General features: G+C 36.5%; 26 protein-coding genes and 1 tRNA gene. 10 read left to right on the forward strand and 17 right to left on the reverse strand.

Translation table 11 applies throughout. The features are described from left to right. Positions 1-37 precede the first annotated feature (37 nt). The 3 genes from ACMAWV_RS06070 to ACMAWV_RS06080 all read left to right on the forward strand — a co-directional run bounded on the left by ACMAWV_RS06070 (position 38) and on the right by ACMAWV_RS06080 (position 3,760). Positions 38-661, forward strand: a complete 624-nt coding sequence (locus tag ACMAWV_RS06070; protein ID WP_412469734.1) for an FMN-binding negative transcriptional regulator — start codon at positions 38-40, stop codon at positions 659-661. Positions 662-967: 306 nt separating this feature from the next. Next, positions 968-2,401 (forward strand): MBL fold metallo-hydrolase RNA specificity domain-containing protein, encoded by a 1,434-nt coding sequence (locus ACMAWV_RS06075; protein WP_103216759.1) that lies wholly within the window; start codon positions 968-970, stop codon positions 2,399-2,401. A 12-nt stretch (positions 2,402-2,413) separates the two neighbouring features. After that, a complete protein-coding gene (locus tag ACMAWV_RS06080; RefSeq protein WP_412469733.1) occupies positions 2,414-3,760 on the forward strand; it encodes an ATP-binding protein in 1,347 nt (448 codons plus the stop codon). Here the strand turns inward: ACMAWV_RS06080 and ACMAWV_RS06085 are convergent. Both ACMAWV_RS06085 and ACMAWV_RS06090 read right to left on the reverse strand, forming a co-directional pair. After that, complete coding sequence (locus ACMAWV_RS06085; RefSeq protein WP_412469732.1) at positions 3,757-4,827, reverse strand: hypothetical protein; 1,071 nt, start codon at positions 4,825-4,827, stop codon at positions 3,757-3,759. The genes ACMAWV_RS06080 and ACMAWV_RS06085 overlap by 4 nt on opposite strands. Positions 4,828-5,077: 250 nt before the next feature. Continuing rightward, entirely contained in the window at positions 5,078-5,614 is a 537-nt protein-coding gene (locus ACMAWV_RS06090) for a hypothetical protein (protein WP_392991372.1), read from the reverse strand. Positions 5,615-5,752: 138 nt separating this feature from the next. Here ACMAWV_RS06090 and ACMAWV_RS06095 point away from each other — a divergent pair, with 138 nt between their 5' ends. Next, positions 5,753-6,556 (forward strand): TIGR02147 family protein, encoded by an 804-nt coding sequence (locus ACMAWV_RS06095; RefSeq protein ID WP_103216763.1) that lies wholly within the window; start codon positions 5,753-5,755, stop codon positions 6,554-6,556. Between the two features lie 42 nt (positions 6,557-6,598). On the opposite strand, the gene ACMAWV_RS06100 is transcribed toward ACMAWV_RS06095, so the two are convergent. The 8 genes from ACMAWV_RS06100 to ACMAWV_RS06135 all read right to left on the reverse strand — a co-directional run bounded on the left by ACMAWV_RS06100 (position 6,599) and on the right by ACMAWV_RS06135 (position 13,304). Continuing rightward, on the reverse strand, positions 6,599-6,805 hold the full coding sequence (locus ACMAWV_RS06100) for a DUF5522 domain-containing protein (RefSeq protein ID WP_103216764.1): 207 nt from the start codon (positions 6,803-6,805) through the stop codon (positions 6,599-6,601). A gap of 8 nt (positions 6,806-6,813) precedes the next feature. Then, positions 6,814-7,314, reverse strand: a complete 501-nt coding sequence (locus ACMAWV_RS06105) for a hypothetical protein (protein ID WP_412462800.1) — start codon at positions 7,312-7,314, stop codon at positions 6,814-6,816. Between the two features lie 113 nt (positions 7,315-7,427). Then, entirely contained in the window at positions 7,428-7,742 is a 315-nt protein-coding gene (locus ACMAWV_RS06110) for a VF530 family DNA-binding protein (protein WP_103216766.1), read from the reverse strand. 664 nt (positions 7,743-8,406) lie between these two features. Then, positions 8,407-8,482 (reverse strand) — tRNA-Ala (locus ACMAWV_RS06115). Between the two features lie 55 nt (positions 8,483-8,537). Continuing rightward, positions 8,538-10,739 carry a hypothetical protein gene (locus ACMAWV_RS06120; protein WP_412469731.1) on the reverse strand — a complete coding sequence of 734 codons (2,202 nt, stop codon included), beginning with the start codon at positions 10,737-10,739 and terminating at the stop codon, positions 8,538-8,540. 64 nt (positions 10,740-10,803) lie between these two features. Further along, positions 10,804-11,415 (reverse strand): hypothetical protein, encoded by a 612-nt coding sequence (locus tag ACMAWV_RS06125; RefSeq protein WP_103216768.1) that lies wholly within the window; start codon positions 11,413-11,415, stop codon positions 10,804-10,806. 95 nt (positions 11,416-11,510) lie between these two features. Beyond that, positions 11,511-12,839, reverse strand: a complete 1,329-nt coding sequence (locus ACMAWV_RS06130) for a tetratricopeptide repeat protein (protein ID WP_146037764.1) — start codon at positions 12,837-12,839, stop codon at positions 11,511-11,513. Between the two features lie 30 nt (positions 12,840-12,869). Further along, positions 12,870-13,304 carry a hypothetical protein gene (locus ACMAWV_RS06135; RefSeq protein WP_412469730.1) on the reverse strand — a complete coding sequence of 145 codons (435 nt, stop codon included), beginning with the start codon at positions 13,302-13,304 and terminating at the stop codon, positions 12,870-12,872. A gap of 192 nt (positions 13,305-13,496) precedes the next feature. Between ACMAWV_RS06135 and ACMAWV_RS06140 the strand changes: the two genes are divergently transcribed. Further along, positions 13,497-13,781, forward strand: a complete 285-nt coding sequence (locus tag ACMAWV_RS06140) for a hypothetical protein (RefSeq protein ID WP_103216771.1) — start codon at positions 13,497-13,499, stop codon at positions 13,779-13,781. Positions 13,782-13,869: 88 nt separating this feature from the next. Here ACMAWV_RS06140 and hisS read toward each other — a convergent pair whose 3' ends face one another. Beyond that, complete coding sequence (gene hisS, locus ACMAWV_RS06145; RefSeq protein WP_412469729.1) at positions 13,870-15,210, reverse strand: histidine--tRNA ligase; 1,341 nt, start codon at positions 15,208-15,210, stop codon at positions 13,870-13,872. 104 nt (positions 15,211-15,314) lie between these two features. Here hisS and ACMAWV_RS06150 point away from each other — a divergent pair, with 104 nt between their 5' ends. After that, positions 15,315-16,271: a M23 family metallopeptidase gene (locus ACMAWV_RS06150; RefSeq protein ID WP_412469728.1), complete on the forward strand. Its 957-nt coding sequence runs from the start codon at positions 15,315-15,317 to the stop codon at positions 16,269-16,271. After that, the gene (locus tag ACMAWV_RS06155; protein WP_103216774.1) at positions 16,271-17,476 is read left to right on the forward strand and encodes a DNA recombination protein RmuC; all 1,206 of its coding nucleotides are present in this window, start codon (positions 16,271-16,273) and stop codon (positions 17,474-17,476) included. Before ACMAWV_RS06150 ends, ACMAWV_RS06155 begins: the two co-directional genes overlap by 1 nt. A 203-nt stretch (positions 17,477-17,679) precedes the next feature. Here the strand turns inward: ACMAWV_RS06155 and ACMAWV_RS06160 are convergent, their stop codons facing one another. Both ACMAWV_RS06160 and ACMAWV_RS06165 read right to left on the reverse strand, forming a co-directional pair. Continuing rightward, positions 17,680-17,931 (reverse strand): BolA/IbaG family iron-sulfur metabolism protein, encoded by a 252-nt coding sequence (locus tag ACMAWV_RS06160; RefSeq protein ID WP_392991396.1) that lies wholly within the window; start codon positions 17,929-17,931, stop codon positions 17,680-17,682. A gap of 30 nt (positions 17,932-17,961) precedes the next feature. Next, the gene (locus ACMAWV_RS06165) at positions 17,962-18,357 is read right to left on the reverse strand and encodes a hypothetical protein (protein WP_103216776.1); all 396 of its coding nucleotides are present in this window, start codon (positions 18,355-18,357) and stop codon (positions 17,962-17,964) included. 130 nt (positions 18,358-18,487) lie between these two features. Between ACMAWV_RS06165 and ACMAWV_RS06170 the strand changes: the two genes are divergently transcribed. After that, the gene (locus tag ACMAWV_RS06170) at positions 18,488-21,397 is read left to right on the forward strand and encodes a helicase C-terminal domain-containing protein (RefSeq protein ID WP_412469727.1); all 2,910 of its coding nucleotides are present in this window, start codon (positions 18,488-18,490) and stop codon (positions 21,395-21,397) included. A gap of 3 nt (positions 21,398-21,400) precedes the next feature. Here the strand turns inward: ACMAWV_RS06170 and ACMAWV_RS06175 are convergent, their stop codons facing one another. From ACMAWV_RS06175 to ACMAWV_RS06190, 4 genes are read right to left on the reverse strand one after another with little or no spacing between them, the layout of a single operon-like run. After that, positions 21,401-22,198, reverse strand: a complete 798-nt coding sequence (locus tag ACMAWV_RS06175) for a hypothetical protein (RefSeq protein ID WP_103216778.1) — start codon at positions 22,196-22,198, stop codon at positions 21,401-21,403. Next, entirely contained in the window at positions 22,198-22,692 is a 495-nt protein-coding gene (locus tag ACMAWV_RS06180) for a hypothetical protein (RefSeq protein ID WP_412469726.1), read from the reverse strand. The genes ACMAWV_RS06175 and ACMAWV_RS06180 overlap by 1 nt, the downstream gene beginning before the upstream one ends. A gap of 28 nt (positions 22,693-22,720) precedes the next feature. Continuing rightward, entirely contained in the window at positions 22,721-23,911 is a 1,191-nt protein-coding gene (locus ACMAWV_RS06185; RefSeq protein WP_412462791.1) for a DUF4056 domain-containing protein, read from the reverse strand. Positions 23,912-23,913: 2 nt separating this feature from the next. Beyond that, the gene (locus ACMAWV_RS06190; RefSeq protein ID WP_392991406.1) at positions 23,914-24,654 is read right to left on the reverse strand and encodes a hypothetical protein; all 741 of its coding nucleotides are present in this window, start codon (positions 24,652-24,654) and stop codon (positions 23,914-23,916) included. A gap of 46 nt (positions 24,655-24,700) precedes the next feature. Here ACMAWV_RS06190 and ACMAWV_RS06195 point away from each other — a divergent pair, with 46 nt between their 5' ends. Together ACMAWV_RS06195 and ACMAWV_RS06200 are read left to right on the forward strand one after the other, a co-directional pair. Then, positions 24,701-25,204 (forward strand): potassium channel family protein, encoded by a 504-nt coding sequence (locus ACMAWV_RS06195; protein WP_392991408.1) that lies wholly within the window; start codon positions 24,701-24,703, stop codon positions 25,202-25,204. Beyond that, the gene (locus ACMAWV_RS06200; RefSeq protein WP_103216783.1) at positions 25,201-25,554 is read left to right on the forward strand and encodes a SirB2 family protein; all 354 of its coding nucleotides are present in this window, start codon (positions 25,201-25,203) and stop codon (positions 25,552-25,554) included. The genes ACMAWV_RS06195 and ACMAWV_RS06200 overlap by 4 nt, the downstream gene beginning before the upstream one ends. Positions 25,555-25,565: the final 11 nt, after the last annotated feature.

The following is a 25,565-nucleotide window of genomic DNA, read 5'->3' on the forward strand; positions in this document are numbered from 1 at the left end:
TCATTGTAGCATTAATAAATGAATTAGAGGTAGTAGAATGCATATACCAAAGCTATTCAAGCAGGAAGATAGGATCGAGTTAATAAAGCAGATGAAGGAGACGACATTTGCGAATCTGATATCAAACGGAACTGAAGGGATTGAGGTTAATCATCTTCCACTTTGCGTTGTAGAAGAAGAGGGGAAGCTATTCTTATTTGGACATATTGCAAGAGCAAATTCTCTTTGGAAATCGACACTTGATAACAGTGAGGTTGTAACTACCTTCAATGGCCCTCATTGTTACATTTCTCCTAATCATTACCCAACTAAGAAAGAGACTGGTAAAGCTGTTCCAACATGGAACTATATTGTTGTTCATGCTCGTGGAAAAATTTCATTTATTGAAGATAAGGAGTGGATTCTTAATTCGATTGAGATGCTTACTAATGAACAGGAAGAAGGAGGCCACAATCCTTGGAAGGTTGAAGATGCTCCTCGTGATTATACACAAAAGCTTCTGGCCGCAATCATTGGAATTAAAATTGAAGTAACCTCTCTTGAAGGGCAGTGGAAACTTAGCCAAAACCAACCAGTTGAAAATAGACAAGGAGTGATCTCTGCTCTTAGTTCCTCAGATGATCCTTATCAAAGAGAAGTCGCTCAAAGAATGAAATTATAAATCTATTGTGGTGTGATGATATAAAAAAAGGTCAGTATTAAACTGACCCTTTTGTTGATAGATTAATTTTTTTGGCATTTCTCATATAATTCTCCTTGAGTTGATTTCCTATGAATTAAGTATATGTCTCAAAAAGAATTTTTAAGTTTGTTTCGAGTCTAATTTCTGCAAAGTGATTGTGAGTTTTTTGTTAGTCGTATTGAATACTCAACTATGATAACCTTTCTTTTATCAATATTAAACATTCTTAACTATTAAAACGTCGATAGGTAGTACACGAAATTTAATTATAAAAAGGATGTATCGATGAGAATTACTTTTCTTGGAGCAGCTGGAGGTGTTACTGGATCTAAAACTTTGTTAAAAGTTGGGAAGGATTATAAAGAGCAGTATCTTGTTGACTATGGACTCTACCAAGGGGCCAAGGAAAATCGTGAACGCAATTGGATGTCGTATCATGGTGCCAGTAAGCTAAGTGCAGTTTTTTTAACTCATGCACATATTGATCATTCCGGCCTTTTACCTCGTCTATATCGGGATGGTTTTCGAGGTAAGGTTTATTGTACAAGGGAAACATTTAGGCTTTGTCAGATCTTATTAATGGATTCGGCCCGTATTCATGAAGAAGATGCTAAATATGCAAATCGAAAAAAAATATCAAGACACAAGCCGGCCCTTCCTTTATATACAACGCAGGAAGCTCAAGCTGTTCTTGAACACTTTGAAGTTGTGGATTTCGAACAAGAGCTGACAGTTTCTAAAAATATTGCAATTACTTTTTTCTGGGCCGGCCATATTCTTGGAGCAAGCTTTATTCGAGTCCGCTATAGAGCAGCTACTGGTGAAGTGAAAACAATCGTTTTTTCTGGAGATGTTGGGCATAAGAGAAATATCCTTTTAAACGAACCTCAAGTTATCTGTGAAACTGATTATCTTGTTTTAGAGTCTACATATGGAGATAGGCTACATGCCCGTATTCCTGCAAAAGAAGTTTTAGGAATGTATCTAAATACAATTTTAAAGCGCGGTGGAGTTGCGGTTATACCCGCATTCTCAGTTGGTCGTACACAAGATATTCTCTATCTTATTAAAGAATTGATGAATGAAGAGGCCATCCCTAGTGTAGCTGTTCATTTAGATAGCCCACTTTCTAAGAAAGCTAACCGTATATTTAATGATTGTTTTCGAAAGGGTCATGTCAAAGATAATGTAACAGAGGATATCGATATTTATCCTGATACATTTGAAGAAATCGAAGATGTTGAAGATTCAAAGGCCCTTATGGAAAAGTCTGGACCTCGTATTATCGTTAGTGCTTCAGGGATGATTGATGGTGGGAGAGTTGTGTATCATGTAATGAAGCATATTGTGGATGAAGATAGTGGAATAATTTTAGTTGGCTTCCAACCTGAAGGAACGAAAGGTCGTATTCTAATTGATGGTGAAAAAGAACTCCATATGCATAAACAGAGACTTCCAGTTCGAGCTAGTATATTTTATATCGATTCATTATCAGCGCATGGTGATTACTTAGATCTTATCGGATGGCTAAATGAATCACGTATTTCACCTAAGCTTGTTATTTTAAATCATGGTGAAGAAAAGGCATCAAGTCATTTTAAAACTCTTCTCGAATCTCAGTTAAGTCTTAGGACAACGATTGCAACCTTAGGGGAGGAATTTGATTTAGAGAATATTTATGATAATCAAACAAAGGTCGCAAGTAAGTTAGCAGCGTGAGGTAAGAGGTTAATGAAGATTGATTATGAAAGAGGAATTACATATAAGTATCTTATTGCTTTCGTATCGATTGTCTTATTCACTATAATTGCTCAAGCTTTAATGCAATTTCTCATTCTTCAACAGGAAAGTTACTCCCAGGTTATTAACTTAGCTGGTCGCCAACGTATGCTAAGTCAAAGACTTGCTAAGCAGGCCTTAATTTATTCTTTTAATACTAGTGTTGAGCCAAGGAGTGAAGTAAGTAAAGAGATCCTTGTCACAAAAGAATTACTGTTTTCTACTCATGAGGATTTGAAAAATGGTAGTGAAGATAAGGGAATAGCTCCTGCATTTTCGCCAAATATTAAGCAGCAGTATAAAGATCTCGATCCTATTTTAAGTAGTATTGATAGGAATATTAACTGTATCGTAAACTTGTGTGAGAATCAAAAGAAAAGCCTTGATGAGATTGTCAAAGATACAGATTTATTTTTAAAAAATATGAATAAGATAGTTTTTGAGTCAGCAGATTATTCTAAAACGAAAATATTAAATTTAAGTAAAATAGAGCTGCTTTTATTCTCATTAATCATTCTTCTATTAATTTACGAATTTTTTAAAATTCTTATTCCTATTAAAAGAAAACTTGTTAATCAATTAAAAGAACTACAACATAAAGATCAAGTGATTACTCACAGTTCAAAGCTTGCGGCCATTGGGGAACTAGCCGCTGGTGTTGGCCATGAGATTAATGGGCCACTAACAATTATAAAGGGATACCTTGCCCGACTAAAAAAAGAGAACTTCAAATCTAGTGAGCATAAAGATTATATCGTAAAGTCATTAGAGAAAATAGAATCGTCAGCAACACAGATTGAAAATATTGTTAAAGGCTTAAGGAATTTTTCTCGCAAGGATGGTCAAGGATTAGTTTTATTTGATCTATCTGCAGTCTTAAATGACTGTATACTTATGATTGAAGAGATATATGAACACTATGGGATTAGCGTGTCATTTGAAAATTCTTTAGGTGAGTTACAGGTGAAAGGAAGTCCTGGGAAGATACAACAAGTTGTGATGAATTTACTTACCAATGCTAGAGATGCTCTTGAGCAGAGTGAGGTAAAGCAGATCAAAGTAACTCTCACTAGTCGTGACGATAAGGCCGTTATTGAAGTTTCTGATAGTGGTGCAGGGATTAGTGAAGAGAATAAACGAAAAATTTTTGAACCATACTTTACAACTAAGGAGTATGGAAAAGGAAGTGGATTAGGTTTATCTCTATCTCATAATTTCATCAAGGAGCATGGTGGTTCAATTACCATTGATTCTAATTCTGGGGGTGGAACAACTTTTAGAATTGAAATTCCTCTTTAATCACAAAGTGGGGATAAGATCGTTCTAAGTTGGCTACCATTTAACTCGGCTTGATATGGTGAGTAACCACTTGGTCCATCACCCATAATATTCTTATCATCTAAAATGATTTTTCGATCAGGACATCTTCTATCTTTATATGCATCAGCTAATCCCAAATTATGGGCGAGTTCATGGATATAAAGCTTACATCTTTTTTGATCATTAATATTTGCAACGTTTGCAAATTTATGAGTTGCCCATTCTTTGGCCGTAGGCCTTTTGTGTTCCTTAGAGATGGTAATCGTGTGATCGCATTTGAATCGATCCATGATGCCAGTCTCTTCTTTTAAATCGACATTAAGCTTTAGCCCGTGTCTTGCGTAAAAATCTTTCACACAAGGCATTGAGTTTCTTACAAGTGCCATTGATTCTTCTTTGTCTTTCTCATTACCGTCAAACTTTAGGTAGAGTGAGACATCGACATTGACAAGGCCTTCTTTAATGTAGGTTTTATACTTTGTCTTTGTTCCAACATACTTTAAGAGGTCGCTACTTTTATCACAAAGTGATTGTGAGTTATAATCGACCTCGACTACCGAGTCTTCAGGTCGATTCTCCAGACAGCTTTTAATATATGTGCTCTTATTAGCGTAGTATGAGATTCTTCTTTCGCTGCTACCATACTTTAAATTCCACCCTTCAAATTCTCGATCAGTTGAAAAGTAGAGGAGTTCATTATTTAGGCAAAGATTCTTATCCTTCACAGCATTTATATTTTTAAGTTCACCCGTTACTGATCTAACGACGAGCTTACTCTCTAATGCCTCAAATTCTTCTTTTAATGGTCTTAATCTTTCTATAATATCTTTATTCTCTTTTTGTAGTCTTGCTATTTCTGCTGCCGTTTCTTGGGGTTTGAGCATGCGATGATAGAGAGTGTTCTTCTTTGATACCTTTTCTTGATTCTTATTAAACTGAGAATGAAGTCGATTAATTTCTAACTCTAATTCGTAATAGGTATCGAGATCACCTGCATGAGTAGGTAAGGAGATGGCAAATATAAGAAGGCTTATAAAATAGAACATATTTTCTTTTCGGTATAAAAGTAAAAAAAATTACTTTTAAATATATAATGGGAAGTTACTAAGATTCTGATATTACATGCTTTTTGTCTTGGGGAGCTAATAAAAAAGCCAGTAAACTGGCCTTTTCAATAACTATTTAAATGGGTAAATGAGAATAAAAGTACTGTGAATGGGTACTATTTTTTTATGTTTTAATATGTGTTGTTGAATTTGGCCGAAAAGGAGCTCTTCTCGGCCAATCGATATATCTTTAAAGTTTGATTCTAGTGCTATCAATCATAACTGCAACATAGAAGTCACGATTGAAGAAGTAGGGAACATCAGTAGGGTAATCAATACCAGCTTCTGCTTTCACAATTTTTACAACTTCAGATACATTAATAACTTCACCGCTTGTTAGCTTCCATAATAGGTTGTCATTAACATCAAAAGTAAGTCTAACAGGGTAGCGAAATTTACTTTCTAATACTAGGACTCTTTGAAATTTCGTCCAATATGGTGCTTGGATATCTGTCGGATAATCTGTACCTGCTTCTGCGCGAACTAACTCGGCATGGTCAGTATAAACTGGAATTCTAACTCCATTATAAAGTGATAGAACGTAATCGTATTGAGGAGCCGGTGCATCAGTTGGAAAGTCGATACCTGCTACAGAGTTATCAATATGCATTGTGCTTATCGCTGGATGGGCCATAGGGCCAGCACTAACGATAGGGCCTGCAAATACTGGGTTAATTAGATGTAATGCCATTAAGATAAAAGCGATGATTTCAATTTTTAGTTTCATATAAGTACTCCCTTTAGAAAAATAGTTTCAATTGATATTGAACAGGAGTAGATTTAACAAGCAATAAAATATGTGTATATATTTTTTATATACATTTTGTCCCTTGAATGTTTATTTTTAATATACTATTCTTCGTAAATGGAAATATTCGAGTTTAAAAATTATCATAAATTTCTTCGTTACTTGATTCTCGAGGCTTATGCACAAAGGGGACTTCAGGCAAAGTTATCAAAGGCAATTGGTTGCCAAGCTGCATATCTATCGCAGGTATTGAAGGAAAAGGCCGATCTAAGTGAAGATCAAGCGTATAAATTAAGTGTATTTTTTAACTTCTCCAAAATTGAAACAGAATATTTCTTAAATCTAATTCGCTACGCTAGGGCCTCAACTCACGAACTAAAAAGTTACTTGAAGTATAAGGGCGAGAAAATTGCTGAGGAAGCAGGTAATCTAGCTTCTAGAGTCAATTCAATGGTTATTGACGATGAAAATGAGCAATATAAAGACTATTTTATCTCATGGATACCGTCTGCGATACACATCGCGACTAGTTGTCCCAAGTTACAAACAATTCCTAATCTGGCCAATCACTTTGCACTAAGTGAGAAAAAAGTTAGATCAACTCTTATCTACTTAGAAAAGCTTGGCCTAGTTGAAAAACATGATCAAAACTACATCTTTAGCGGAAAGTCTATACACCTTCCATTTGAGTCTTGGCTAAACACACCTCATCAGATGGCAAAGAGAATACAAGTGTTAGACATCATTGCCAAAGAAGAGCCTAATAATATTCATTATTCTTCTACATTTACGATTGATGAAAAAGATTTCTTACCTCTGAAGGAGAAAATTTTAAAGCTAATTCAATCCACTCAAGATGACATTAAGGAATCTGGAACAGAAGTTGTTTGTGGCCTGAATATTGATTTATTTGAAACTTAATTAAAATAGGATAGCTCTATACTGCTTAGAACTCTTGATCCACTAACTTTTTCTTTTCTTGAAGCCCCAAGGGCAATGGCGGCAGCCATACTTACAGCATTTTCTCATACGCTTTAGGCGTACTTCTGTTGAAACAATACCGCCTGTAACAGGGTCCTTATAATAGTCTTCACCATTTTTGACGGCCTCGTCATGTAGAATACGATACTGTTGTTTTAGGTTATTCTTTTTATTCTTATTTCTAGACATATATTAAGTTATGCCGCCTGTACTTGTTTGGAACTTTCCTCTAATGCAGCAACTCCACTTTTATAATCTTTTGTGAACTTAATAAACTTATATAAGTAGATTGAACAAACAGCAATGGCAAAGTAAGCAAAGTGCCTAATCGCTATTTGAATATTTTCGTATTGTATTAAAGAAAGCTTTCCAATCCAGTAACCTACAAAGGTTGAGATGAGGAAGCTGTCGCGAATACAATAAAATGCAACGGCCGTAATAATCATGGAGTCATCTGAGGCCAACATTAATTCACCTCTTCTAGATCTTGCACCAATGATAAATTGAAACTTTTTAACATTCATATAAGAAATTTCAATTTCTTCACCTACACAAATATGGTCAGCGATATATGTAGTAGTGATGACATTCTTAAGTTTGGTACCATCTTCAAATTCAAGAAATGTGTACTCTCTAGTTTTTCCCTTTACCTTAGATGAGCCATATCCAATAACTTTTGATTTAACTGTTGAAGCCACGCTTTCTCCTCACTTTATTAACGTTCAATAGTCGGCTTAGCGGGCGAAAATCTTTAATTGATGTGGTTTTAGATATTAGAAACACTTCCTAGTGATTATTCTTATTATGCCTCTCAGTATTTTGTCTTACGCCCACCAGTACCACTTCCAAGTGCAAGGTCTTTTTTTGATACCGTTCCATCGCGCTTCATTTTTTCTATCGTTTCTAAATTCCCACGATACATCTTCTCAATCTTTTGAATGGCCCATGGATTTTTTCTAATAAATTTTAAAATTTTATTAAACATGGGAGGCTCATCATTGAAACTATTGATCTCTGTCATTGCATAGATTTCTTTACAGCCAAAGAGATTGATAACATCTGTTAACATCATCTTTAAAGTCACACCCTCTAAGGGGTCTTTCTTGCGATTTGTTTGATCATTCATTTTTTTTACCTAGTTTTATATTGTTTAAGATATGGTAACTTATTAAGTGTTATACATCCATTTACACTTTATTTCTTGGTTAAGTTGGCAAGGAACTGTAGTTCCATGTGTTTTTTCTTTGTGTATGGTCAACGAAAAGTGACCTGGAACCAAATATTGAGGAGACTGTGTTGAAAAAGCTTTTTAAAATAATTATATTAATAATAATTTTTATTATTTGTACAATTATATATCGTTTTTTTATTTATGATAACCCAATCGAGAGAGTAATAGCCTAATTGAGTTAGAGTCTTAAAGTCTGTTGATCTATTCTGTCCGGTTGTTGGCAATTAGCCCAAGAAAAACTGTAGTTCCAGGTGCTTTTTCTTTACGCTCAGCCAACGAAAAGTGACCTGGAACCAAATATGATGAAGAGCACTTTACTGTGCTCTTTTTTATTTCAATTTTTGAGTAATAGTTAAAGATAAATGGAGGGTCTTAAGCGGGATCGATTTGACTTTGGCATCTTGGTAAGATGATTGGCAAGCATGCATAGGAGTCGACTTTAGCTCCTGCGTCGTCGACACGATGGCATCCATGCCATCGACCGCCAAAAGCAATTAGATCTGATACTAATATCAACAAAAACAAAAAAGCCCACTCTTGCGAGTGGGCTTTTTTGTTTTGGTGGACCTTAGCGGGATCGAACCGCTGACCTCTTCGCTGCCAGCGAAGCGCTCTCCCAGCTGAGCTAAAGGCCCTCAATTGAGATATTTTGTAGAAAGATAATAGCCAACCCTGGTGGGGTTGGCAATATTATAATTCTGGTAAATCACCACTTTGATCAAGTTCACGAGCGATTTCTGCTTTCTTTGTGCTTACGGCCTCTTCGTAATCACGATAGAAACACTGGTTTTTGTAAGCTTCATTCTTTGTTGAAAAGCGCTCTGTACCTTGGATGAGGTACGGGATTCCGCCACTTTTATCCAGTAGCTCCTTACACCTTTTAAGAACATACTTTGCTCTTAGGCCCATACCTTTTTGTTTAATCATCGGGTAGTAGATGGCACAAGAGTGGAGAGTGTCACGGTAGATATCGTCACGGCTTCCTTTATCAAGGGCGACTTTTACATTCTTGTTTAGAACCTTGATAATCTCTTTTGCGAAAACTTTTTCAAAGTTTTTACGTGCTGTATTCATTAGTGGAATATTACTTGCTCCCACATTATCTCCACGAAGAAGGCTTTCTTGCATTCCACGATAAATTGGAACTAAGAAAATATACTTCGAGTAGTTTAAGCTATCTTGGTATGTAAGCTCAGGAGATTCAGCATATGGAAGGCCATACAAGAAGAATTCTTCAACTGTCCTGATATAGTTGTAAAAACTTGCATCAATTGTTTCTACTGAAAGTACATCACCATCAGATAGGTTATTTGCAAGGTACGTATAAGCAGCTTGAGAAAGGTCCTTGAAGCTGTCACACTGGCATGTTGGATTGTCGATATCACAATCTTCTGGCGTTAGTCCTTGTGTGTCTGTCACAACATTTTCAAAATTAACGAGTGCCTTAAGGGCCTTTAGTGCTTTCTTAATTCTAATTGAAAAGAGTGACGTTGCCTCTGGCCTTGTTGTCGTGTTTTCTAGGTCTTCTTCAAAGATTTGAATAACTTCAGAAATCGAGAAGTCCTTCTTGTTGTCGCGCCAATTATCTTCGGCTTCGATTACTTTATAAAGTCTTTCAACGTTTACTGAGTTTCTAAGCTTTTCAGAAAGTCTTTCCTTATCGGCACCAAGGTCAGCTAAGGCCGGCTTAATTACTTCTTGGATATATTGCGTACGATCTTCATCACGTGCAATAGCAGCTTCCTGACAGTCACTATTTTCTTTTACCCAGTACTTACCATCTTGGAACTCTCGACAATAAACTTTTAGTTTAGAGTTGATATTTGTATACCAAGTCAGCATATGGGCCCACTCTGCCCATGGACGAATATTTTGATAGCTATCATTCCACTCTTCAATCTCGTAAGGATTTGGTTGATAGAGTCTAAGTTTTGCTTGCTCTTTTTGTAGAGTGGCAATTGTTACAATTGTATCCTGTTGGTTTGCTGTCTCGTAAATATCACGAAGTTCACTAAGGATTCGTTGAAGACGAGGGTAGTGCTTTCTTAAGTCTTTTACTCTTTCAAAATCTTTTGTTGGAGTATCAAGCTCCTTAATATAATTGTACAGCCACTTTGCTTCTTCTCTTGTTGCATTTTTGCGACGAAGGTTACAAGTCATTGCATTGATATTCTTATAAGCACACTTGTAAGAGACGTAGTAGTTACGATTATTATAGAGATCTTCTAAAGCTTGGTTAGCATCATTACCTTTAAATTGAACGTATGAAACAAGACTGTCCACCATATTGGCAAGACCTGTTGAAGCCGCTGCTGTAAATAGGTTCGATCCAGGATAAAGTGCGCCTGCAACTTGACCCATAAGCATGATCGTTGGACGAATCATTTTTGTGCCAAGATCCTCATCACACTCTGGTGCCGCTCTAAGATCATCAAGAATCGTTGTGGCCATACTAAGCGAATCAACAATTCCATTATTACGGTTATTATCCGCATCAAGTAGTTCTTGTCGTCTGCGCTGAAGACTTAGAATTTCTTGATCAAATTGTCCCGTATATGAGCTAGCTGTAACAAGCTTATAGACTTCACTCGAAATCGTCTCAAGGTTTGAGTCAATAATTGAAAGCTCACTAGAGCTTGATCGGTATTGTTCATTTAAAGAGGCGAGGAAGGCCTTTGAGTTGGCATAAATTGACTGACAACGGTAGCGCTCATCATTGATATCTTTGATGGCCGTGATTAGTGAGTCGACAACTTCAAGGACTGCTTGGTCACTTACGAATTGACATGAGTTTGCAAGACGCCCGCTAAAAAGGATTGAGCTGTTAAATTGAGCCTTAGAAAACGTGGCCACCATCGTGATGGCCACTATTTTAATTATAATTTTAATCATTAAAAAAACCTGTGTGTTGTGTTCTTGTGTGTATTTATTTTTTTAATTTTTTAATCTTTAAATTTTATAGTCTGCGACGATCAACTTTACTTGGTCCTGAGATGCAGCTTCTAAGTGCATCAACAACCTCTTCTTGATCGTTACATGAATATTTTGACTTACACTGCTTTTCAAAACAGGCTACATCAAAAGTTCCAGTACATTGATTTGTAATCGCTTTTAAGTCTTCAAGACTATCAAAGTCTCTTGGGTGAAGTCTTGAAAGAGCACTTGCTAAACAAGAGTTTTGAACAAGCCAAAGTCTCGAGTTAATAAAAGTGATCTCTGAGAATTCATCACGATCATAGCGGTACATATTCTTCATTGCTGTTTGATGAGCATATCCAGATACATACTGACAAGAGCGAGCAATTGAAACCATCTCTTCAATTTCATTTTGCTCATAGCTTGAAATAAGCTTCATTGATAAATCAATACATCCTAAGTCTAGTTGTCTTGAACATGCATCAAAGATCATACGATGCTCTGTTCTTGAACTACACTCACCTGGATTATTTGCACATAATTTCTCAACACATTGAGCTTGTGTATGAGATGGAATTTGTGGTGCTTGAAATTGCGCCATTGTACTAGTTAAGTAAACAATAGCAGCTAGCAAGATTACTGCTCTAAACATAAATACCCCCAAAAATTTCCTATTCTTATATAATTTTGGTGGGCCTATGCAAAGGGCTTTATAGTACGGCGCGGAGCGAAGTGTACGAAATTACATTAAGCATTATAAAATTTATCGAGCCTGACCTTCATATTTGGAAAGATTTTAATGGCCTGCTCATACCACTCTTGGGTGCTTTCCTTCTTTCGGTTCATCTCAATAGAGCGCTTAATGATGATTTCATAAAGGATTTCTGATTTATAGCCGCTGTTTAGTGTATCAATGGCCATCTTTAATGATTGAGAAGCAGTTGAATCTTTGTCACATACAAGGGCATCCATCAACGGTGCATTCTCATATTTTGGAAACTTCTCTTTTTGTTTTACTTGAATAAATTTAGTCGTTTTATTGTCTGGCGTATGGGCCAGAACCACTAGCATACGCTCTAAAATTGCAGGCTTTGTCGTACAGATAATTGAAGCTTCTTCTAAGAGCTTTAATGAATCCTTATATTTCTTGTCTCTTAGAAGTTCTTGAATTGAAGTATTATCGAAATCAATCTTATCCAATTCACATTGAACATAGATAACAAGAGCTGCAGCAATGGCATCTTTAATATCATCAGATGGTTCATTCACTTTCTTATACGCCTCATAGTAGTTTAAGATAAGCTCATGCTTTCTCGCTGCAACTGCAACCATCGATAGATCTCTTAGCATATCTGGAGAAATAGGGTAGGCAGCATGAAGTTTTAATGAATACTGAAGTGCCATATAATAATTTTTTTGGTGCTTATACGCTTTAAAGAATAACTTTAATGTATTGAAGTCTGTTGAATTTAGAGCATAGGCTTGTTCAAGTGACTTTATCGCCTCATCATACTTTTCTTCTTTAAACTGGCAAAGACCTTCAAGGTAGTGTGTTTCAAATGGATTTTTTGATAGCTCACGGGCTTTTTGCGTGATCTCAAAAACCTTGTCATGCTTTGAACCAACATACTCGTAGGCTTCATTGATTAATTGTCTATACTCACTAGGGGAAGACTTCATTTTGTAAAGTTCTTCCATAAGTGCTTTGATGCTATCGACTGTAAAAGGAATCGGAAGAACAAGATCGACTTGTTGTTGCGCGATTCTTGAAATGGCATCAATAGAGTCATTTTGTGTTAAGAGAATAAAACTATTCTTTGTACGATTTGGAAGTATTTTTAAGTGCTCTTTAAGAACTTGGTTATAGCGTCCTTCCGCTAGAACTTCATAAGAGAATACAAGAGTAGGCTTAAAGCTTTTCATCTCTTTAAGTGCATCTTCAAAAGTTTTAGCAAATCGAACATTCTTTCTCTGGACCCCCAGAGTTTTAAATGCATTCTCATAGGCCACGCGTGCGTTTCCTATGGACTCGACTACTAAAACTTCCATGTCGTTAAAAAATGCTTCTCTATTCATTTCTTCAATTCCGTAACTGTCTCTTATTTTTTATTCTTCGTGTGTGTTTCTATATTGATTTAAAAGTTCATTGAAGCGCTCTTGTCTTTCTAAGATCACTGCTTCAATTTTCTTGTGCTCCTTCATGTTGTCCTCTAGTAAACGAAAAACAACTTTATTTTCTTCAGGGCCATACTCTTCAATCTCCACGACTTCACTCGAAAGCTTTATGACATTGCTAAGTTTCGTAATATCGCTTAGCTGACCTTTTGGGACCTGCGAGCTTTGAATGATGTAGAGATTAATTTTGTGCCCACTAGCACATGTTTTCTTTGGAATAATTGCACAAATACTACTAGGTGATTCCAACATCAGTATTTGGTTTTTTTCTGTATCGTAGACGTTTGTATTACTTGTAATATTCTCAAACGCTAATATAAATTTATTGCTTTTTTCTGAAGCAATTTTAATAGCTTGTTTATCCATCACTAAAGATTAGCTTAAGCTTGGAATCGGTGCAAAGGTGACCATTTTACCCACTTATTTAGTTGAGATTAGTGCTATTTATCGACAAATTAAAGAGGCATTCCGTTTTTTTTATTGACGTAGTTTAGGCCAGGTACTTAAAATTACATTATTACAAATTTTTCATTAAAAACACTAAACACGAGGTTTAAAATGGCAAAGAAAAAAGCTACGAAAAAAGCAGCTCCAAAGAAGGCAGCAGCAAAGAAAGCAGCTCCAAAAAAAGCAGCTAAGAAAACAGCTAAGAAAGCATCTAAAAGAGAAATGCTACTAGTTGGTTCAAAAACTAAAGAAGCACTTAAGGGTAAAGGATACAACGTATCTTCAGACGCTCTTGAAGCAATGAACGAGTACGTATACTGGCTAGTTGATCAAGCTCAAAAGAGATGTACAGCTAACGGTAGAAAGACAATTCGTCCATACGATATCCTAGGATAATCGACACGAATCAATTTCGTTAGAAATAAAAAGGCCACTCTTAGAGTGGCTTTTTTTTTATGTCCAAGATGGATGGTATGTCGACTATTTAAAGTTTAATTTCTGATTGTTCTCCAGATTCCATATGCTTCACTTGTAGCACGCCTCTTTCCTTCTCAGCATCACCATAGAAGATTACATTCTTAACTCCACGCTTGTTAGCGTAAGTCATCTGTTTCTTCATTTTTGCTGAAGTAGGGTAGATTTCAATCGAGTGGCCTTCTACTCTAAATTTACGAGCAATTTGTAGGTATTCTTTTTGGTCTTCATCACTCATGTTGATGATCATATAATCAACGCTTGCACTAATCTCTTCGAATAATCCGCGATCAAGCATCACATCATAAATTCTTTCTGCTCCAAATGAGATACCAACACCTGAGAGTTTCTCTTTTTGACCAAACATACTTGTTAAGTCATCGTAGCGTCCACCGCCTCCGATGCTTCCCATTGAACCATCAACTAGCTTAACTTCGAAGATACAGCCAGTGTAGTAATCAAGTCCTCTGGCCAGAGTAGGGTCAAATACTAGGTTTTCAATACCAAGCTCTCTTACGTTTGAAAGAACAAATTCTAGCTCTTCTATGCCAAGCTTACCAATTTCATCAGCACCAAGGAACTCTCTAATTGTTGAAAGCTTCTTATCTGAGTCACCTTCAAGTGTTAGTAGAGTAGAGAGGCGACTTACTTGATCTTCATTGAATCCGCGGCCAAGTAGCTCTTCACCAACTTTTTCAGCACCAATTTTATCGAGCTTATCAATGGCAACTGTCATATCTGTTAGTTTGTCACTAACTCCAAGAACACTTGCGATACCCTGAAGAATCTTTCTGTTATTGATAACGATTTCAACACCGTCGATTTTTAGATCTTTAAATACATCGTGATAAACCTCAACTAGAGAAACTTCACTTAGTAGTGATTCTGTTCCGATGATATCTCCATCACATTGATAGAACTCTCTATAGCGACCTTTTTGAGGGCGATCAGCTCGCCATACAGGCTGAATTTGGTAGCGTTTAAATGGCAGGGCCAGCTCATTAAGATTTGCACATACATAACGAGCAAATGGAATTGTTAGGTCGTAGCGAAGGCCACGATCACACATTTTGCTCGAAACAGCTGATAGATTCTTTTCTTCTAAATCTTCTGGTTTTACTTTCTTTAAAAAGTCTCCTGAGTTCAGAACACGAAAAAGAAGTTTATCTCCTTCCTCTCCATATTTTCCCGTAAGTACGTTCAGGTTTTCAACGGCCGGCGTTTCAAGTGGCATAAAACCGTGAGATTGGAACCTCTTTTTAATTGTTTCAAAAATATGATTTCTTCTTGATGACTCAATTGGACCAAAATCTCTTGTACCTTTTGCATTTTGCGGCTTAATAATCGCCATTAAATTACCCCTTCGAAATAAATATATTTGTTTATACCCTGATTTTTAGTACTTTTAAAGCAATAGGCGTTTAAAAAACGTGACTTCTTTGCCATAATTTTCTTATGAGACAACACACAAAGCTATTACTATTTTTCTTTATTCTATTTATTTATTCATGTGCTGGGATTAAGCCATTACCTAAGCTTGGTACTTATGAAGTTGAGCAGCGTGTGGCCTATCCTGGTAAGGTCAATAAAATCGTCTTGCAATTGCCAAGCATTGGCGAGAAATTTCGCGTTCTATGTGGCGAAGAGACACTTGGCCACAATGTGAAAGGGAATACGCTTGAAACAGTCTGGGCACCGCAGTATTGGTATTTTGAAACAAAAGACGGTGAAGAGACAAACGCACCAACTTCGGTTCACTGTTACCTAAAGTCTGAAGTATACGGACAAGAGGTTCAATATCATATTGCAACTTTTGAAGTTAAGCCATTTGAGTATAAGAAGTCTTATATTAAGGTTTCTAAAAAACACGTGGATTTAGCTCCTGAGGATGTTAAGCGTTGGCAGGAAGAGGTGAAGTTACAAAAAGAAGCCTATGCAACTGCTGAACTTGAAAAGTCATTAACTGATAAAGAATTTATTAAACCACTAAACTCAAAAATTACTGCCTATTATGGAAACCGTCGTGTCTTTAATGATAAGAAAAATAGCTGGCACTCGGGAACAGATATGCGTGCCAGAAGGCCAACTCCTGTAAAAGCTTCGAATGATGGTAAAGTTATTCTTGTTAAAGATCTCTTTTTTAATGGAAATGCCATCTTTATTGACCACGGTGCAGGTGTCATCACGATGTATTGCCACTTGTCAAAATTCAAGGTTAAGCAAGGTGAAACAGTTAAGCGTGGTCAAGTCATCGCTTTAAGTGGTAATACTGGTCGTTCTAGTGCTCCACACTTACACTGGGGTGTTCGTGTGCAAGGCAAGTGGATTGATGGACTACAGTTCATTAAAGAGAAAGGGCGAGAGCAAAAGGCCCAAAAATATGTTACGCCAAAAGTTGAAGGGAAGAATTAATGACTCCAATAATTATTGTCATCGTTTTACAAGTTGTAATCTTAGCTTTCTTATTTCTAATTTTTAAGAAAGAACACACGGTTAATTTTGATGAAGTGACAAATCTTATTCGCTCTCAAAAAGACGATATGACAGAGACGCTTTTTAGAAATAATAATCAGCTTGCGGAGAATTTTTCAAATCTTAGAGAGATCGTTGTAGAGCGCTTAATGGAGACAAAGGGCGCACTTAATAAAGACATGTTTAGTTTTAAGGATCAGCTAACTCAAGATCTTGAAAAGAAATTTGATAAGACTAATCATGCTATTCAAGAAAAGCTTGAAAAGATTAATAATAAGGTTCAAGAAAACTTAAATGAAGGTTTCAAAAAAACTAACGAAACTTTTACTGGAATCATTGCTCGTCTTGCTAAAATTGATGAGGCCCAAAAGAAAATTGAATCTCTTTCAACGAATGTTGTAAGTCTACAAGAGGTATTAACAGATAAGAAGTCACGTGGGATTTTTGGTGAGGTTCAATTAACTTCTCTTCTTAAGTCTGTCTTTGGAGAAGGTGATAAGTACTACAAACTTCAGTTTAAGCTATCAAATGACAAGCTTGTGGATGCCATGCTTGATCTTCCTGAGCCAATTGGAAGACTTTGTGTGGACTCGAAATTTCCGTTAGAGAATTTTAAGAGAATGTTTGAGGGATCGGTTGAGGAAAAAACTGTTGCTCGTCGTGAATTTGTGAAGAACGTTAAAAAGCATATTGATGATATTTCTTCAAAATATATTATTAAGGGGGAAACTTCTGAGCAGGCCGTTTTATTCTTACCTGCAGAAGCAATCTTTGCTGAGATCCATGCCTATCACGAAGATATTATTGCTTACTCTCAAAAGAAGAATGTTTGGATTGCTTCACCGACAACTTTTATGGCCACTTTAACAACAGTTCAATCAGTTCTGATGAATATGGAGCGATCTAAGTATATGTCGATTCTTCACGAAGAGATTAATAAGCTAGGAGTTGATTTTGGCCTCTATGAGAAGAGATGGGGCGATCTAACTAAGCACTTAGCGACGGTTACTAAAGATGTAAATAATATTAATATAACAACTGGAAAGATTTCTAAGAGATTTCAGAGGATTATGGAAGTTGAAATCGATAAGGGGCAAACCCCAGAAGTCGAATTTTCTAGTCAGGAAAGCCTAAATGACCTATAATGGTCATTAGATTTCAAAGAAATTTAATTAAAAGGAATAATATATGAGTTTAGAAGTATTCGTAGCACTATGTTTAGTTGGTTTCTGGGCCCTTCTTCCAGCGTCTCTTGCAATTGCATGTAAAGATTTTGATGATGCGATGATGGATGATCACCACTAAGAAATAATCAATTTGATTTTTATTTAAAAAATATGAACAGGGACTAGATTAGTCCCTGATTTTTTGCCTGTTCAACAGTTAGCGTCTTTAGCTGTACCGCATGTAAGTCTTCACTTAACTTTTGCTTTAAAATATCCATGACCATTCTGTGCTGAGCTAAAAGCATTTTACCTTTAAATTCATCACTCACGATTGTGATACCAAGATGATCGCCTCCACCAGTTAGGTCGTAGATCATTACTTGTGAATCTTTGATATTTTCTTCGATGATTGTTTTTACTTGTTCAAATAACATAAATAACTCGCTTTATTATTTTGCGTTTTCTTATAGTACAACTTTAGAAGCTGCATAGAAGCTTGTGATAAAAGTTAAAATTCTAAACGCTAGAGTAGTAATACCTAGGTAACGGTGCTTTTTAATAAAGCTAGAATTACCTTTTAGAATCATACGGCCAGAGATAACCATTGCGATGTAAAGAAGTACGCTTGAAACCGCAAAGAATAGGTGAATCTTTAGAGCTGTTTGCGATTGGAATACTTCCATTGCTTTATCAATTGCACTGCGGCTTAATTCAATTTGTAGAATTAAAATAACATCCCAAATCATCGCTCCAGACATTATCTTAACGTGCTTCTGGCGTTTTTTGCTCTGGGTTACTCCATAAATCATTAAAGATAGGATCAAAAATGATTGAATTTGAAAAAATGTCGCTGAAGACATGGCGCACCCTTACGTAATGAAATTATTAATAATATGTAGCCTAGAATAAGGCATAAAAAGGTGATTATCAATACGATTTAACAATGTTAAGTTAAATAAAGGCGAAGGCCTATGGGAGCAGTAAAGAAGCATGGATACGATGAATACAGAAAATAACACACTAGGCAAATGGGCACTTCTTGATATCGAGACAACAGGTGCAGATTGTAGTGTTGATGAAATAATTGATGTTGGTTTTCTTCAGTTTGAAGGAACTAAACTTGTTCATAAATATGAATCACTATGTCGTCCTAGTTTTGAAATTTCGAAGTTCATTCAAAAACTCACAGGTATTGATAACAAAATGCTAAAGCGTGCTCCGCTTCTTGATGATGTCATTGGAGAAGTTCTTGAGTTAGATGGCCACGACATTCTCGCTCATAACGCAGATTTTGAAGCCGGCTTCTTAGACCATCACTTTGAAACACTCGATTTTAGAGAAGGTCACCGTTGGCAAGACTCTCTTTATTTTCTTTCACTCCTTTTCCCTCATATGTCTTCACTTAAACTTGAAAACTTTATTGTTGGTTTTGGATTAGCTGAAAAAGAATTACACCGAGGGTTTCAGGATTCAGTTGATCTTTTAAAAGTTGTAATTGTCGCAACACTTATGACAAAGAAAGATGCCGGTAAATATAACTTCATGATGTCAATAATGCATAAGTACTCACTTCATGATTATTGGTTCTTTAGGTTTCTATGTCTTTATGAAGAAGAGCTATTTGAAATCTCTGAGCAGATAGATTTTGATCCAGCAGCTCATATTGAGATGGCCCTAGAGTGGGCATATCCTAAAACACTTGAAGATAAGCAGGTGTATGAGCAAAATTTCGATATAACTTTTAACGGGCAAAACGTAAAAAATATCTTTAGCAGTGAAGAGAAGGTTTCGACATTATTCAATGGCTATCGCTATCGTAAGTCACAAGAGGATCTGGCCCTTAAAGTTGGCCAATCTTTTAAGAATCATATTCACGCCATGGTGCAAGCGCCAACTGGAACGGGGAAAACTCTTGGCTACTTAGTGCCAAGTGCTTTATTTGCTTTAAGTGAACAAAAGCAAGTTCTTGTTGCTACAGGGACAAAGACTCTTCAGGCCCAGGCCATGAATAAAGATGTTCCGGCACTTCATAAACTTTTAGGAGTTTCACCAAAAGATCTGAAGATTCGCCAGCTCATTGGTTCAAGTAACCACTTTTGCGAACTTCTATTTACTCAAAGACAAAATGAGGAAGACCTTTTTTCTCAAAGTAATGACATAAAAGATAAGTTTGCAGATATCTATTTTGAATCTCTTTTCTATCACAATTCAAATAGTGCGCTTGAACATATGATCTCTAAAGATGATCTCCCATTTGTTCTTCGTATGAAGCTTGAAAACTTTACGCAAGCTCAAAAAGACTTGGCCGTAGATTACCGCGCTTGCTCAAGTAAGCAGTGCCCATTCTACGCCAACTGTACTTATATTCGAGGTTTAAAAGACGCTAAGGAAGCTGATATTATTATCGGAAACCACGCTTTGATGTTTTCTTGGACAAAGTCTTTTCCTAGACCTGCTTACGTGGTTGTGGACGAGGCCCATAAAATTGAAGGTGAGGCGACAAAGGCTTTTTCTGCAGAAGTGGCACAAAGTGATCTTGAAAGTCTTCACAAACAATTTCAAAACCTACAAGGTTTAGGTTCTCTTTTCTACTTAATCAATACAATGATTGAAGAAAATCAAGAGGAAGAGATTTCGTCTCTTCGAATGTTATCAATTGATACGGCCTCTATGCTTAGAGATCACTTATTTGAGCTTCCAGAAAAGTTTGAGATGATCTTTAAAAAGATGCCTCGCTATACAGATAAATTTTGGAATGAGCTTCCAATGATTATGCCAACAGAAAAAGAAGGACTTCGCTTAAGTGTCTTCCACCATCTGGAGAGTATTTTCTATCTTCTAAAATCAGTTTATGAAAGATTATATCCGTATACAATTCGTTGGCAGGCAAGTGATATGCAAGGCCAAGGTGAAATTACTGCTTGGACTCGTTTTGAAGCATTTGTCGGTCAGCTTGAAGATGTGATGAATGCTCTAGCTGTCTTATTAAAGATTGAAAGCTCATCGCAGCCTCATTCTTTATCAATGAAGTATCATGAACAACAAGGCTTCTTACTAACTGCAGGCCCAATCAACACTGGGCGTATCTTACATGACCAGCTTCTGCAGACCTCATCATCTGTTGTCTATACTTCTGCAACTCTTGGTAATGAGCATGGAGATCAGGGAAGTCGTGGCATGGAGTGGTCGACGGGCTACCTCTATAGTGAGCCTGAAAGACGCTTTAGAACAGGGCTTTATCTACCTTCAGTATATGATTATAAGAATCGTACAAAAGTTTTCTTGTGTGACGATACACCATCGCTTTATGACAAAGATTTTGTAAAGACTATTTGTGATCGTCTAACACCATTCATTGAGGATATTGATGGTAGAACCCTTTTACTATTCTCTGCACGCGCTCGTTTTGAAAAGGCCGTGGAATATATGCTGGATAAATTTGAGGGCAAGCTACCTGTTTTCGTTCAAGGAATGGGTGCCAATGTTGTGGAAGAATTCAAAGAAAGTGGTAATGGTATTCTCATCGGAATGGAGTCGTTTGGAGAGGGGATTGATGTTCCAGGTGATGCTCTGAGATTTGTTTTCATTGATAAAATCCCTGATCTTTCAATGGAGCAAGTTATTCGTCTTCGTCGTGAGTACTATGAAACTAATATCGGTAATGAATTTGAAGATTACTATCTTGCACACAGAACAAGAAACCTTCATCAAAAGCTTGGAAGACTTTTAAGAACTGAGTCGGATGCAGGAGCGGTTGTTGTTATTGATTCTCGTATTAAGAAGTGGAAGAATTCGACTATGTCCAAGCTAACAAAGCAAATGGAGCCATATCAAATTCATCGCACAAATTTTAAGGATGCTCTTGAAGCTTCTAAAGATTTTGTTAATACCCTTGATTAGGACTTAGAAACGGTAGCCAAATTCTAAAAGATACATGTAACGATCGCCAAAGCTAAGTTCTGTGGTTAATCCGAATTCACGATTGATTTCGTAATTGAGGCCCGCAAGTCCGTGCCATCCATATGAAGAAAGGCTTACGTTGAGGACAATATCTTGGCGTGAGCCAGTGATTTTAATATCACTATCAATATACATAGCGCCCGTAAAAATTTGAAGTTTGCCAGCGTTGTATCCACCTCGGAAAGCAATACTATAAAGACTCACATCTAATTCATCTTCAATGATAACGTCAGTTAAGTTAACATTAGTCATTGCAAACCAATTATTGTAACCAGCGACAAGAACTCCTCCAAGGTTTGCAACTGTCCCAGTCGCTTTAAATGGAATTTTATGTTGTTGGGCACCAACGATTGGCAATTGAGTTTTAAACTCAAGTTGTACATCAGAATGAATCTGACCAATCCCAAGATATAAGTTAAAGAATGGTAAAAGCCAGAAGTCTGTACGAATCATATTTATTTTTGTTTCAGTATCGACTTTTACATCTCCTGTTACAGGGAGTGCATCAAATAAATTTTCACCATTTAGAGTTGCTTTTTTTACACCAAATTTTTCATCGTGCTCAATTCTTGAAATATTGATTCCATAAGCTCGAGGAAGTGTGTAGCCCATCTTCTTTGCTTCTTCTCCCCAGATTGGAAAATAGCGAGGTTTTTCTTCACTTACTTTATTAACTGGCATTTCTTGGGCCAAACTCATTAAAGAGCTTAGGAGAATTATTAGAGAGATGATTAGCTTCATTAATTTGTTCTCCTTATATATTTGTTAATATCTTCGAACTCTTTTGGAGCGACTGTTTTTGCATAATCGATTTCTTCTTGTGTTAAAGGAATATAGCCTCTGTCGTAGTTCCAACCGTAGCCCCAACGATAAGAGGTCTGGTATTGAGGGCCTCCTCCAATACGCACTCCAAGGTACATGACTATCGACATCCAATCAGTAAACTCTTCTTTTACACATGCCTTTAGTTGTTGATCTGCATTAAATCGCTGCGCTTCCGTTCCACCAAGCCAATAGTGTTGATCGTGAACAAAGCAACATTTCAGCCATGCATTTGGTTTTGAAATTGTTCCGTCTGGCCACTTTGAGCAACCATCAGACATGAATGGTGATAATTGTTTTGAAATATGTGTATTATTTTTCTTTTTAATTTCACTTCTGCTGGCCGGAAGTTTTGCGCATGAAGTTGCCAACAAGAGTAAAGCGAGAATAGGTGAAAGTAGATTATTCTTCATAGATCTATATTATATACGTTTTTTGAAGTTAATTATTCTTAAGGTAATTGTCGTCAAATTCTTTATCGTATTGAGCAATCTTTCTAAGGTCTTTAATCGTTAGCTTCTTATTCCAAATATGTTTTGGAACATGATTAAATTTATCTTCGAATGAAGGATCAATTTCAAGCTTAAGAATTGCAATTTTATCTAAGTTGTAATTTCTAAAAAATTCTTTAATTTCAAGTGTCGCTGGATCTTTTAGCGGAGAAGTCGGAATTTCAAGAGGAGAGAGCCTTAACGATAAGCTATAATCCCTTTTTCTCAGCATGAACTTATCAGGTAATCTAATATCTTGATCCCACCATATTTTGTTCGTCGTCATTAGAAGTCTTTGAGTTTCTTCTTTATCGACAGGCCCTAACTCTTTTAAAGTTTGCTCAAGCCAAGAAGTCATATTCAAATTATACTGAATACTTGAAAAGATGAGCTGTTCGTTGATTAGGGCCGAAGCAAGTTTTGCACCAAGTATATTTGAATAGAGATCTTCTGGTGAGTAAGCTGATTGCTCCTCTGGAAATATTGAGACATTCCTATAACCATGCCACTGGGCAAATTCGTGTGAAACTGCCATCTCGTAAGCAAGTTTGGCCGCTAGTGCAGAGCTTAGGAAGATTCTATCTTTTCCTTCCATTTTACTTGTATCAAAAGCATTGAAAAGAATTGATCGTTTACCAATTTCTCGAGGTAACTCAATTTCAAAATTTGTTCCAAGCCTAGGATAAATTTTATAGAAGAGTGTAAGCGTGACATCTGCAGTATCTCTGATATGTGCAGTATCGATTAAACCACCTCTTCTTGTATAAATTAGGCCATTTACCTCTGGCGTTCTTTTACCGATTGAGGCCATCTCTTCTGCTGAAAATTTTTCTATATTGTATATATGGGTTCCAAGAGAATCGTAATTGACCGTATTTGTCTCTTTAAAAAAGGGGATAGGTATTGATAAGAGGGCCACTGTGAAATTAGTACCAAAAGCACAACAAGGCCTAAAGTTATGAGTAAATTCTACTTTGTCGGAGTGATTAAGTTTTAAATTTAAATTTGAACTTTCACCATTTTCTTTAGACAGGATGCTATTGATAGCTTTCGAGTCAGGCTTAGTGCTTTCTAACCAAATTTTACCTGCGCAAGAAGATGTCAAAACGATTAGAAATAATCCTGTCCACAGCCTTTTCATTCTTAGCCTCGATCGAGGTTGTTAAGATACTTTATCGTTATATTAGTTCCTTGCTTGTCTTTAATAATATAAGGAATTGTTTGGTGTTGGGATAACCAGATGCTTAAGAATTCAGGATCAACTTTCATATCTTTGGCATCATCAGAATCTAATTTCTCAAATAATTTGTACTGAACAGCTGTCACAGTGGCCCCTGCAATTTTAATGGACTCTGAAGTTTGTGCAGCTCTTTCAACAACAATATTGTTATTAATGATTGGGCCTTCGTATTTCCACTGGTTATTAGTAGAAAAGAACGAATAGTAATTCTTTCCAACGGAATCAAATTTCTTTGACCAAAGAAAAAGCATACTACAGCAGCTCAGCGGTGTTGTGACATAGAATTTTGGAGAAGTCGTAATAGATTCTAGCTTAACTTCACCATCGCAATCAAATTGGTACTTGAGTTCACTTGTTGAATGATCAAATAGGAAAATCTCTTTTGAGATTTGTTCCCCGAGGCTTTTAATAATTTGAACTTTAACAGGTGTGTACTCTTTATCAACGGTGTAGGCGACATTGATTTTTAAGAGCTCACCAGTCATTACACGCGCCAGCATTTCTCCTTCAAAGTAGATTTGATGGAGTTTTGGTCTGCGGTAAACTTCAAATGTTTCTTCAGCATAGAGACTATCCTTGCGGTAATAGTTGTATGCACCGCGTAGGATCTTTTCTCCTTTATTGCTGTTTCCAAAATAGCTCATATTAAATATTATATATTAAATTAAAATTTTGTAGAAGAGGTTAGTTTTGCGCACAGGCTTTCGCGTATTTGTTGAACGCTTTATTTATTTATTCAAAACTGTTGCTTTCTGGTTTATTACAATCATGGGGAACCTTGGCGTTATTATCTTCGCCTTCGTCTTTCTACATCTTGAAAAAGGGCATAACCCAAAAGTTATTGAACTTGGGGATGCTGTTTGGTGGGCGTTTACGACAATAACAACTGTTGGTTATGGTGATATTACTCCTGTCACATTTGCTGGGCGTATTATTGCTGTCGTTCTTATGATCTTTGGTACAGGGCTATTTGCCACTTATACCGCTATTTTTGCAAATGTCATGCTCGGTCGACAATTTCTTACGATCGGAAGACGTGTACAAGTCTTAAAAAGAAATGTAGAAGGGATGCAATCAAGTCTACATAGAGAAGATTTAATGCTAGAAAGAGAGCTAGCAAAAGTTAATAAAACTTTAACAATATTAAATGATAGAATGACGAGTCTTGAAGAGAGAATTGGAGAAAAGAAATGAGTTATGAATTTTACAAAGTACTTCACGTGTTTATGGTTGTTCTTATGGTTGCTGCATTTGCACCACAATTTGTAAGTACTGAAGCGCAAAACAGAAAGCTTTTTAAAATTACTTCTGGGATTGCAAGTTTCCTACTTTTCGTAGGTGGTATGGGGCTTCTTGCTCGTATCGGTGTTAGCCACGGTGCTGGTTGGCCAGTATGGGTAAAAGTAAAAGTTGGACTATGGGTTGCAGTTTCTGCGCTTGGGCCAATCCTTGCAAAACGTATGAAATCAAACCGTCTAGCAGGTCTTGGTTTAATCCTTGCGTTAATCTTTATTGCAATCTTCTCTGCAGTAACTAAATACTAAAATTTACAAAG

The organism is Halobacteriovorax sp. RT-1-1, assembly GCF_047085455.1.
Lineage (GTDB): Bacteria > Bdellovibrionota > Bacteriovoracia > Bacteriovoracales > Bacteriovoracaceae > Halobacteriovorax_A.